Here is a 12,014-nt window from a genome sequence, read left to right on the forward strand (position 1 = left end):
GACTAGCGCCCCGTTCCTGCGTAGACGACCGCCTCGGCGTCGCCATCGAGCCCGAATGCCGTGTGCACGATTTGCACGGCGTGGTTGAGAGTGTCGGCACGCATGACGACCGAGATGCGAATCTCTGACGTGCTGATCATCTCCATGTTGATGCCCGCGTTCTTGAGCGCGGTGAAGAGCTGGGCCGAGACGCCTGCGCTCGTGCGCATGCCGCCGCCGACAACCGAGAGCTTGCCGATCTGGTCGTCGTAAGCGAGCGACTCAAAGCCGAGGTTCGACTGCGTGGCGCGCAGAGCCGTCAGCACCTTCTCGCCATCACTCTTGGGCAGCGTAAAGCTGATGTCGGTGCGGCTCGTCGCGGCGGTCGACACGTTCTGCACGATCATGTCGATGTTGGCGCCGGTTTCGGCCACGATCGTGAAGATGTCGGCGGCCATTCCCGGAGTGTCGGGCACGCCGACCACCGTGATCTTCGCCTCGCTCAAGTCGCCGGCGACTCCGGTGATGATCGGCTCTTCCATGACTTCTCCCTCTGTCGGGGTGACAACCCAGGTGCCCTCATTGGGCGAGAACGATGACCGCACGTGCAGCGTGACGCCATTGCGGCGCGCGAACTCGACGGCGCGAATGTGCAAGACCTTGGCACCCGCCGCGGCGAGCTCGAGCATCTCTTCGGTGGTCACGCGGTCGAGCTTGCGTGCACTCTTGACGACGCGCGGGTCGGCCGTGAAGACACCATCAACGTCGGTGTAGATCTCGCACACGTCAGCTTTGAGTGCGGCGGCGAGGGCGACGGCGGTGGTGTCACTGCCTCCTCGACCCAAAGTCGTGATGTCACGGCTGTCGCGGTTGAAGCCCTGAAAACCCGCAACGATCGCGATGGCTCCCTCATCGAGCGCCTCTTGCACGCGAACGGGAGTGACGTCGACGATGCGGGCGGCGCCGTGGCGGGCATCCGTAATCATGCCGGCCTGGCTGCCCGTGAATGAGCGCGCGTCGTGGCCCATGCTCTTGATCGCCATGGCGAGCAACGCCATCGAGATGCGCTCGCCAGTGGTGAGCAGCATGTCCATCTCGCGCGGGTCGGGCAGCGGCGCGACCTGGTGCGCGAGATCGATGAGGTCGTCCGTCGTGTCGCCCATGGCGCTCACCGCGACGACGACTTGGTTGCCGCCCTTGCGGGTCTCGACCACGCGCTTCGCCACGCGCTTGATGCTCTCGGCGTCAGCCACTGACGAACCACCGAACTTCTGCACGATGAGGCTCACGGCGGTACTCCTGGATCAGTGGCGCAGCAGGGCTGAGGGTGAATGTCGAAAGCGGCGGCGAGCGAAAAAGCGCTCACGCCGGCGGCGCGACAGCGGTGGCGAGCCTGAGCCACGATTCTACTGCGCACGGATGCCCGGCGCGGCATGCGGCGGTCGGAACTCCCCGCGACTACCGCTCGACCGTGCGACGCCCCTCGAAAGCGCGCCCCAAGGTGACCTCATCGGCATATTCGAGGTCGCCGCCGACGGGAAGGCCGCTCGCGAGCCGAGAGACGGTGAGGCCCGGCTGCACGAGCAGTCGTGACAAGTACGTCGCCGTCGCCTCGCCCTCGAGGTTGGGGTCGGTGGCGATGATCACCTCGGTGACGGTGCCGTCACGCAGTCGCGCAAGCAACTGGGCGATACGCAAGTCATCGGGGCCGATGCCATCGATGGGGCTGATCGCACCGCCAAGCACGTGGTACAACCCTCGGAACTCACGAGTGCGCTCAATCGCCACGACGTCTTTGGCCTCTTCGACGACACAGATGGTCGTGGGGCTGCGGCGCACATCGCGGCAGATCGAACACTGCGCCTCTTCGGCCACGTTGCCGCAAATTTCGCAGAACCGCACCTTCTCGCGCACGTCAATAAGCAACTGCGCGAGGTGCGCGACATCGAACGACTCGGTCTGCAGAATGTGAAACGCGATGCGCTGCGCCGACTTCGGGCCAATGCCCGGCAGTCGACCAAATTCGTCGATGAGGTCTTGAATGATGCCGTCGTACACGTCAGGTCTGCTCTCTTGCCTCGGGGCTCACACGTGGGCCCGTACTCGGGCCGGTGCTGGGGTCACTACGCGGGCCAATACTCGTCGCGAAACGGATCGGGGGCATCAGCGCTCGACGGCCGGTCGGGGTCATGCGGCATCGACGCCGTTGCACTCACGGGCTGCGTGGCGAGCGGTTCGGCTCCCCCCGCCGTCACCAGGGGCTCGATGACCTCTTCGCCGATAAAGGTCGCCCCGAGCACTTCGCGAACGACGGCCTCGCCGTAGCGTTGCCGACCATTGACCTCGGTCTGGTGCTGAACGACGGGCGGAAGAGCGACCTCCGGCGCAGGCGGCTCTGGCTCTGTCGTTGAGCTGATGTCGGGCTTCGGGAGGCTCGGGGCACCGTCATCCACCGGCGACGACTCGGATCCCGGAATCGCTGCGACAACCCAGTCCGTCACTGCGGCAGCAGGTGAGGCCTTCGGCGTCGACGTGCCCGGCTGAGGTGACGCGGGCTGAGGTGACGCGGGCAGTGATGACGCGGGTTTCGGTGTCGCAGGCTTGAGGGCCGCGGGTTGCGGTGACGAGGGTTGCGGGGCCGGGTCGGGGTCGGCGGGGGCATCCGCCGGGGTGTCGGTCGGGCTCGTCGGGGCGGTGCCGAGCGATGCGCGGGCATCCGGCGTTGACTCAACCCGCACGCGGAACTTCACGCGCGCGCCGACCACAGCCTGGATGGCCGCGCGCACGTGCTCGCTCACGCTGTCGGCCGGCGCAGCCCGGTGCTTGAAGGCGTTGGCGTCGGCCTCGGTCGGGAAGGCGAGTGTCAGAACGTCATCGTCGAGCGCGACGGCGGTGGTGCCAAACACGACCGTCCACGAACTGCGCTTCGTTTGTTGAACGGCATCGAGCACGGCAGGCCACGCCGCACGAATGGTGTCGAGGGTGACCGTCGAGCCCGTGGGCGCGGGCGCGGGGGGTGTAGGCACAGGGGGTGCGGGAGCCGACGGTGCTCGCTGAGCAGACTCGCCAACCGCGGGGGTCGGCGCAGCCGGCTGAGGCGCGGGCGGCGCGGGCGGAGGAGAAGCGGTCGCTGGTGCCGCCGCGGTTTCGGCCCGCATCGCGCCTGGCTGTACCGTCGAGCGCGCACCGGCCTCGGTCGGTCGCGCGGCAGGGGCGGAGGCAACGCCGTCGGCGCCGAGCGCCACGAGCACACGCGCCGTCATGAGTTCGAGGTGCAGACGCGGTGAGGTTGCGCCCGTCATCTCGGTGAGGGCGCGGTTGACCACGTCAGCAGCACGCGACAGTTCAGCGGGCGAAAACATGGCCGCGTGCGTGCGCATGCTCGCGAGGTCGTCGGCAGGGATGCCATGCAAGACCGATGCCGCACTGTCGGCCGTGGCCTGCACGACGATGAGGTCGCGCAAGCGCTCGAGCAAGTCATCGACGAAGCGACGCGGGTCTTGACCCGTCTGAATGACGCGATCGATTGCGTGGAAGGCAGCCTCGGCGTCTCGACTCGCGATCGCCACAACGACCTCGTCGAGCAGAGCGCCGTGCGTGTAGCCCAGCAGTGCCACCGCGCGCTCGTAGGTGACGACGGCGTCATCGCTACCGGCGATCAGCTGGTCAAGCAGTGACAGGGTGTCGCGCACCGACCCACCGCCGGCCCGCACGACGAGCGGCAAAACGCCGGGTTCGATCGTGACCTTCTCGCTCTCGCACAACTGCTGCACATACTCGAGCAGCTGCGCGGGCGGCACCAGCCGGAAGGGGTAATGGTGCGTGCGCGATCGAATCGTGCCGATGACCTTTTCGGGCTCGGTCGTCGCGAAGATGAACTTCACGTGCTCCGGCGGCTCTTCCACGATCTTGAGCAGCGCGTTGAAGCCCTGCGGCGTGACCATGTGCGCCTCGTCGAGAATGAAGATCTTGTAGCGGTCGCGCGCGGGGGCAAACACCGCACGTTCACGCAAGTCGCGCGCATCGTCGACGCCGTTGTGGCTCGCGGCGTCGATCTCGACGACATCAAGCGAGCCGCCGCCGTCGCGACTCAGCTCAACGCAGCTAGGACACACGCCGCAAGGCGTGTCGGTCGGCCCCTCAACACAGTTCAAGCACCGCGCAAGAATGCGCGCGCTCGTGGTCTTGCCACAGCCACGCGGGCCACTGAACAAGTAGGCGTGGTTGACGCGATCGCCGCGGAGGGCCGCCCGCAAGGGGTCGGTCACGTGCGCCTGGCCGATGAGCTCGGCAAAGGTCTCGGGCCGATAGCGGCGATAGAGGGCGGTAACCACGTGCCCAGCGTAGTCGTCACCCCCGATGCCCGGGCCGGGCATTCGTCGGCGGTCTAGCCGACGAGCGTTGCGGCGGCTTGCGCGATCGCGAGCTCTTCGTTGGTCGGTACGACGAGCACGGCGACGGGGGCATCGTCGGGCGAGATGATCCGCGGGGCTCGCGCGCGCTCGGCGTTGCGGTCGGCATCGACGGCGAGCCCGAGGTGCTGCAGGCCCGCGAGCGCGCGGGCGCGCAGTGCGGGCGCGTTCTCGCCGATTCCGGCCGTGAAGACCACGGCATCGAGGCCACCGAGCTGGGCGAGGTACGCCCCCACAAAGTGCCGGATGCGGTGGGCCCAGACCTCGAGGGCGAGCTCGGCATCCGGGTCGCCCGCCTCGGCGGCCGCCGAGACGTCGCGCATGTCGGACGACCCCGCGAGGCCGAGCAGGCCACTGCGACTGTTGAGAATGGCGTCAACCTCGGCCACCGGTAATCCGGCGCGCTCGAGGTGCAATAGCACTCCTGGGTCAACATCACCCGACCGCGTGCCCATCACGAGACCTGCGAGTGGCGTGAGGCCCATCGACGTGTCGATCGAGCGGCCACCGTCGATCGCCGTGGCCGATGAGCCGTTGCCGAGGTGCAGCACTATGAGCTTCAGGCTCTCGAGCGGGCGCCCGAGCACCGCAGCAGCGCGACCCGCCACGAACTGGTGGCTCGTACCGTGAAAGCCATAGCGGCGAATGCCGTGCTCGGCCGCAACGGCGCGATCGATCGCGTAGGTCGAGGCCGCGGCGGGCATCGACTGGTGAAAGGCCGTGTCGAAGACGGCCACGTGCGGAACACCCGGCATCGCCAGGCGCGCAGCGCGGATGCCCGCGAGATTCGCCGGGTTATGCAACGGTGCGAGCGCACTCACTGCTTCAATACCGGCCACGACATCGTCGTCGATGACGACGGGAGCCGTGAACACCGAGCCGCCGTGCACCACGCGGTGACCGACGGCGGCGATGGACGCCGCTTCTGAGCCGAGGCGATCGAGAACGACGCGCATCCCGGCCCGATGATCGGCAGCGTCGCCACCGGGCTGCCCGAGGCGCTCGAGCAGGCCCGAGAGCACGACCTCTTCGGTGACGACGTCGACGAGTTGGTACTTGATCGAGCTCGAGCCCGAGTTGACGACGAAGACGCGCACTACGCGACTCCCCCGATGGTCGAGACGGGCATGGTCGCGGGCGGAGGAGTCCGTTGCGCCTGGATCGCCGTGATCGCCACCGTGTTGACAATGTCGCTCACGAGAGCGCCGCGGCTGAGGTCGTTCACGGGCTTGCGAAGACCCTGCAGCACGGGGCCGATCGCCACGGCGCCCGCCGAGCGTTGCACGGCCTTGTAGGTGTTGTTGCCCGTGTTGAGGTCAGGAAAGACGAAAACGGTCGCGCGCCCCGCGACGGGCGAGCCGGGCATCTTCGAGGCCGCGACGCTCGGCTCAGCGGCCGCGTCGTATTGCATGGGGCCGTCGACGAGCAGTTCGGGGGCGCGCTCACGCACGAGACGCGTGGCCTCGCGAACCTTCTCGACGTCGTCACCCGCACCCGAGTCGCCCGTCGAATACGACAGCATCGCCACGCGCGGTTCAATCGCGAACTGAGAGGCAGTGGCGGCGGATGAAATCGCAATGTCGGCCAGCTGCTCACTCGTCGGGTCAGGAATCACCGCGCAGTCGCCATAGACGAGCACCCGGTCGGCGAGGCACATCAAGAAGACGCTCGACACCACACTCACGCCCGGGTCGGTCTTGATGATCTCGAAGCTGGGGCGAATCGTGTGCGCCGTCGTGTGGGCGGCACCCGACACCATGCCATCGGCGAGGCCGAGGTGCACCATCATCGTTCCGAAATAGCTGACGTCAGTGACGACGTCGCGCGCTGTCTCGTAACTGACACCCTTGTGTGCGCGCAGCCGGGCGTACTCCTCGGCGAAGCGGTGCCGCAAAGCCTCATCGTGCGTCGACAGGATGCTCGCTTCTGACAGGTCGAGCCCCAGCTCGGCGGCCCGAGCGCGCACTGCCTGCTCGTCGCCCAGAATTGTCAGTTCGCACACGCCGCGCTGCAGCAGCGTGCCGGCCGCGCGCAGCACCCGGTCGTCATCGCCCTCGGGCAGCACGATGTGTTTGCGGTCGCCGCGGGCTCGCTCCAGCAGATCGAACTCAAACATGAGCGGCGTGACCACGTCAGAGCGCGTCACATCGAGTCGGTTCATGAGCGCCTCAGCGTCGATGTGGCGCTCCCACAGCGCGAGCGCCGTGTCGTACTTGCGTTGGCTGTCGGCAGCGAGTCGACCGCGGGCGCTCATGATTGCACGCACGGTGTCGTAGGTGCCCGACTCGGCCCGAATGATCGGCAGGCTGGGGTCGAGGCCATCGACGAGGCTTTGCACAGCATCCGGCGTCTCAAATCCGCCGTAGAGCACGATGGCCGCGAGGCTCGGAAACGTCTCGCTCGCGTGCGCCATGAGCACCGCGAGCAGAACCTCACTGCGGTCGCCGGGAATCAGCACGACGGCGCCCTCGGTGAGGCGCGGCAAGACGTTCTCCATCGACATGCCGGCGACGACAGCCCCCAGCACTTCGCGCTGCAATAGGGCTTCGTCGCCGCGTTCGAAGGTGCCGCCACACGCCTGCATGACGGCGGCCACGGTGGGCGCAATAAGGTGCGGGTCGTCGGGGATGGCCGAGACGAGCGCATCGGGCGCCACGGTCTGCACGGCCGCGACCACGGCGTCGAGCTGATCGGGCTCGACGCGGTTCGCAATGATGCCCAGCAACTGGGCGTGCTCGTGGTCAAGCTCGGCGACGGCCACCTCGGCCACTCGGCGCATGTCGTCCGCCGAGCGTGGCGCCGACTCTGCAAGCCCTCGCCCCCCAGCCGCGCCGCCCTCGCGCCCGCCAACGACGAGCAGCACGGGCGCGCCCAGGTTCGCCGCAATGCGGGCGTTGAACGAGAGCTCTGTGGGGCTCGACACGTCGGTGTAGTCGCTCCCGACGATCACGACCGCGTCGCTCTGTTGCGCAACCGCGTGGTACCGCTCGACGATCACCGCGAGAGCCGCCTCGGGGTCGGCGTGCACCTCGTCGTAGCCCACGCCCATGGCGGCCTCGTAATCAAGGTCAACGCCATCGTGCGCGAGCAAGACGTCCAAGACGTAGTCGCGCTCATCACGCGAGCGAGCGATCGGCCGAAACACCCCCACGCGTTGCACACGGTGGCTCAACGAGTCGACGAGCCCGAGGGCCACCGTCGACTTGCCCGAGTTGCCCTCGGCTGACGTGATGTAGATGTTGCGTGACATTGCCTTCAGCCTAGAGCGGCAGCCTGAGGGAGCGCAGGGGCCGATGGTCCTGTGGATGCTGCGCCGGGCATCCGTCGTCGTCTCTCGCCGCACAAAAAAGGACCCCTCGCGCACCCGCCAGAGCCCGGTTACCCTTGCTGCATTTCTGCCCTGGGGGAGTTGGCCTGGATGGCGCCACGCGAGGAGCCGCCATCAGTTTACCGGTAGGATTCACTGTCGTCGCCCCGCAGTTCATCAGGGGCGCCGCGCCAGGAGAATTCGCCTAGTGGCCTATGGCGCACGCTTGGAAAGCGTGTTGGGTGCAAGCCCTCGGGGGTTCGAATCCCCCATTCTCCGCCACATCATCATCGGTTCGACGGGCGCCCTGCTGCGCTTGCATCCATCGCGGTGACCCGGTCTTTCGCGCAGGCGCAGCGCTGCAGACAGCGCAACGCCCCCTTCGTGCATCCACGCAACGAGGCATGGATGCACGCAAGGGGGCGTTGAGGGCCGTGGCGACTTATGCGGCGCTAACCCGATCGTTGGTCCGACGGCGACGACCGAACAGCATCAGCACGAGGCCTGCGAGCAGGGCCGAGACGCCCGTGCCGACCAGGCTGATCGTCGATGCGGCGCCGGTCAACGCAAGACCCGCCGGAGCAATCGTGAACCACTCTTCCGTGGTGTCGAACCACGGGTCGGAGGCAACGATCGCGCCGTCGAAGGCCACTTCTTCGTCGGCCTCGTTGTACAAGGTCAAGAAGATAAACAGCTTCTTCGAGGCCAGGTCGATAACGTCCTGCTCGCTCATCGAGAACGGAACCTCGGTGGTTCCATCCGCCGTCGTAGGCGTGAACGTGGCTCCACCCGTGATGCCGGTGTAGACAATCACACCGTTCTCGATGTAGACCAATTCGCCGTCGAGGCGATACTGCTGGTCAGGAACGAGGTTCAGGTAGAACACGCGGTCGATGATCGTCGCCGGTCCCGTCGTGATGCGACCATTCGGCTGACCATCGACGTAAGCACGGCTCGTAATCTCCGGAGGCGCCAACGTCGTCAGGTCGACCGCGTTGATTGCCGTCACCGGAATGATGCCCGTCGTAATGACAATCGACGCACTCGGCGGGTCGAATCGCGGTGCCTGCCAGACGACATCAAGGAAGGCCGGAGCCGGGTCTTCGGTGAAGGTCACGACAGCGCCAATCGGCAAGCCCGTGACTTCGATCGGGGCAGCACCGTCAACCAGCGTCACCGAAACGGGAGGGGCTCCGTCGACGCTGTACTTGACCGTGAACTCGGCATCGGCCGGAACCTTGTCGCCCAAGTCGTCGACGACCGTCTTGATCAACGAGAATCCACCCGTCGGCTCGACGTAGGTGATCGTGACCGTCGCCTCAGCAGTGTCACCAAAACCATTCGCCGCCCGATAATCCACCGGCGTCGGGTCACCCAAGAACGTCACCTCAGGCGTGAACGTGATCGCACCCGTAATCGGGTCAACCGTCCACTCACCCTCACCAGCAACCACCAACGACGTCACCGGAGCACCCGTCACCGGAGTCAGAATGCGCACCGTGCTCGGCACCAAACCAACCGAGTCATTGACCAACACGAACACCTCAACGGCATCACCGATCGTGTTGTCCAGATCCTCATCATCAGCAGCCGACGGAAGAATACGAACCGTCGTCGGGTCATCCGTCGGATCGCCACCATCGTTCGGCAGACCACCCAACGGGCTCGGCGTCTCGGTCAACTCCGGCGTTCCCACCGGGTCACCATCAACACCCGTACCCGTGTCACTGACATCCGTCACATCGTCACCCGACGGCGGCGAACCGACCGCAGTGGCCGTGTTCTCCACACCACCAGCAGTCACATCCGCCAACGTCAGCTCATACGTCGCCGTGAACGTGGTCGAGTCACTCGCACCAACAGCCAACGAGATCGGACCACCAGCCATCGTGGCCAGATCATCCGTCACCCGCACATTCGACAACGCAACGTTGCCCGTGTTCGTCACCGTGAACGCATACGTGATCACATCGCCAACACCCAGAACACCATCGGCGCCCAGATCAATCGACGACACACTCTTCAGCAACGAAATCGCCGGCACCTGAGTTTCGAACTCGTTCGTCACCGTCACCGCAACATTCGTGCCATCACCAATCGTGATCTGAGCACTGTTGAACGTCGACGAGATCAGGTTCACGCCCGAAACCGTGCGAACAACCTCACGGAAATCAACAACCGTGCCCGTCGCCAACGTCGGACCCGCAACAACCGTGCCATCCGAGTCCAGCTCAACCGTCGTCCACGGACCCGTCAGACCCGACGTGGAGTACTCAACCTCGAAGATCGTGCCATCCGGCACCAACCCAGCACCCGAACCCGACAACAGCTTCTGCAGCGAGAACGTGCCGGTCTTGATGGTGAACGGGTTGGTGACCGTCACCGGAACATTTGTGCCATTACCGATCGTGATCGACGCGCTCGGCGGGTCGAAGACCGGGGTGCCCCAGTTCACGCCACCAAACGACGGAGCGTCTTCAGTGAACGTCACCGTCGCACCCGTCGGAATGCCCGAGATGACCGTCGGAGCGGCACCCGCAACCAGCGTGACGGCAACCGAGGGAGCGCCATCAACGCTGTAGTTCACCGTGAACTCGGTCGCGTTGGGCACCGCATCGGTCGGGTCGGTGATCAGCTTCTGCAGCGAGAACGAACCGGTCTGCAAGGTGAACGGGTTGCTCACCGTCACAGGAACCGTCGTGCCGTTACCAATCGTGATCGACGCGCTCGGCGGGTTGAACACCGGGGTGCCCCAGTTCACGCCACCAAACGACGGAGCGTCTTCAGTGAACGTCACCGTCGCACCCGTCGGAAGGCCAGAAATCACCGTCGGAGCCGCACCCGCGACGAGCGTGACAGGCGTTGAAGCCCCGCCGTTGACGCTGTAGTTCACCGTGAATTCCGTGCCGTCGGGCACAGCATCCGTCGGGTCGGTCACAAACTTCTGCAACGAGAACGAACCCGTCTGCAAGGTGAACGGGTTGCTCACCGTGACGGGAACGGTCGTGCCGTTGCCGATCGTGATCGATGCTCTCGACGGGTCGAAGACCGGGGTGCCCCAGTTGACGCCACCAAACGACGGAGTGTCTTCGGTGAAGGTCACCGTCGCACCCGTCGGAATACCCGAGATCACGGTGGGAGCGGCACCCGCAACCAGATCGACAGCCACCGAAGGTCCACCGTTGACGCTGTAATTCACCGTGAAGGTGGTTGCGTCAGGCACGGCGTCAGTGGGGTCGGTGATCAGCTTTTGCAGCGTGAACGAACCCGTCTGCAGCGTGAACGGGTTGCTCACCGTCACAGGAACAGTCGTACCGTTACCAATCGTGATCGACGCGCTCGGCGGGTTGAACACCGGGGTGCCCCAGTTCACACCACCAAACGACGGAGCGTCTTCAGTGAACGTCACCGTCGCACCCGTCGGAAGGCCAGAAATCACCGTCGGAGCCGCACCCGCAACCAGCGTGACGGGAGTCGAGGCTCCACCGTTGACGCTGTAGTTCACCGTGAATTCCGTGCCGTCGGGCACAGCATCCGTCGGGTCAGTAACGGACTTCTGCAAAGAGAACGAGCCGGTCTGCAACGAGAACGGGTTGCTGACGGTCACAGGAACGGTCGTGCCGTTACCGATCGTGATCGAGGCGCCAGCGGGCGAGAAGATCGGCGTTCCCCAGTTCACGCCACCAAACGACGGAGCGTCTTCGGTAAACGTCACCGTCGCACCCGTCGGAATACCCGAGATCACCGTCGGCGAGTCGCCGGCAATGAGCTGAACGGCCGTCGAGGCGCCACCGTTGACGCTGTAGCGCACCGTGAACGGCGTGGCATCGGGCACAACATTGCCCGGGTCGCTCACGAACTTCTGCAGCGAGAACGACCCCGTCTGCAGCGTGAAGGGGTTCGACACGGTCACGGGAACTGTCGTGCCATTTCCAATGGTGATGGATGCACTCGAGGGGTTGAAGACGGGAGTGCCCCAGTTGACGCCCGTAAAGCTCGGAGTGTCTTCGGTGAATGTGACCGTAGCGCCCGTCGGAATGCCCGAGATGACGGTCGGAGCCGCACCGGCCACCAAGTTGACCGCCGTCGAGGCACCCCCGTTGACGCTGTAACGCACGGTGAATGTTTGAGCGTCGGGGACAGCGTTGGTCGGGTCAGTGACAAGCTTCTGCAGCGAGAACGAGCCCGTGGGATTGCTCGAGGTCACCGAGATCGTGGCGCCGCCCTTGTTGTAGTGGTAGGAGGAACCCGAGTAGTCGTAAATGTTTCCCGAGACAATGCCCGAGCCGGTAGCAACGACGCGTGCCGTCACGGTC

At 65.7% G+C, this 12,014-nt stretch carries 6 protein-coding genes, 1 tRNA gene and 1 other RNA gene; 1 reads left to right on the plus strand and 7 read right to left on the minus strand.

Annotated elements, in window-relative coordinates:
• Window positions 1–2: 2 nt before the first annotated feature.
• From SFU54_RS01270 to ffs, 6 genes are all read right to left on the minus strand, one after another.
• Window positions 3–1,268, minus strand: coding sequence for an aspartate kinase (locus SFU54_RS01270; protein ID WP_319014502.1), 1,266 nt, complete (start codon window positions 1,266–1,268; stop codon window positions 3–5).
• Between the two features lie 169 nt (window positions 1,269–1,437).
• Complete coding sequence (gene recR, locus SFU54_RS01275) at window positions 1,438–2,037, minus strand: recombination mediator RecR (protein ID WP_319014503.1); 600 nt, start codon at window positions 2,035–2,037, stop codon at window positions 1,438–1,440.
• 65 nt (window positions 2,038–2,102) lie between these two features.
• Window positions 2,103–4,313 (minus strand): DNA polymerase III subunit gamma and tau, encoded by a 2,211-nt coding sequence (locus SFU54_RS01280; RefSeq protein WP_319014504.1) that lies wholly within the window; start codon window positions 4,311–4,313, stop codon window positions 2,103–2,105.
• A 53-nt stretch (window positions 4,314–4,366) separates the two neighbouring features.
• Window positions 4,367–5,488 carry an acetate kinase gene (locus tag SFU54_RS01285; RefSeq protein ID WP_319014505.1) on the minus strand — a complete coding sequence of 374 codons (1,122 nt, stop codon included), beginning with the start codon at window positions 5,486–5,488 and terminating at the stop codon, window positions 4,367–4,369.
• On the minus strand, window positions 5,488–7,641 hold the full coding sequence (gene pta, locus SFU54_RS01290; protein WP_319014506.1) for a phosphate acetyltransferase: 2,154 nt from the start codon (window positions 7,639–7,641) through the stop codon (window positions 5,488–5,490). Before pta ends, SFU54_RS01285 begins: the two co-directional genes overlap by 1 nt.
• Before the next feature lie 94 nt (window positions 7,642–7,735).
• Window positions 7,736–7,832: signal recognition particle sRNA small type (gene ffs, locus SFU54_RS01295), an RNA gene on the minus strand.
• A 60-nt stretch (window positions 7,833–7,892) separates the two neighbouring features.
• On the opposite strand from ffs, the gene SFU54_RS01300 reads away from it, so the two are divergent.
• Window positions 7,893–7,980, plus strand: a tRNA-Ser gene (locus SFU54_RS01300).
• A gap of 160 nt (window positions 7,981–8,140) precedes the next feature.
• Here the strand turns inward: SFU54_RS01300 and SFU54_RS01305 are convergent.
• The coding region (locus SFU54_RS01305; RefSeq protein WP_319014507.1) for a DUF5979 domain-containing protein at window positions 8,141–12,014 on the minus strand (3,874 nt) is incomplete at its 5' end.

Source organism: Microcella sp., assembly GCF_033763155.1.
In the GTDB taxonomy this organism is placed as follows: Bacteria; Actinomycetota; Actinomycetes; order Actinomycetales; family Microbacteriaceae; genus Microcella.

Coding starts and splice junctions, on each gene's coding strand:
- pta (WP_319014506.1), bottom strand. CDS start 7,641: ATGTCACGCAACATCTACATCACGTCAGCCGAGGGCAACTCGGGCAAG.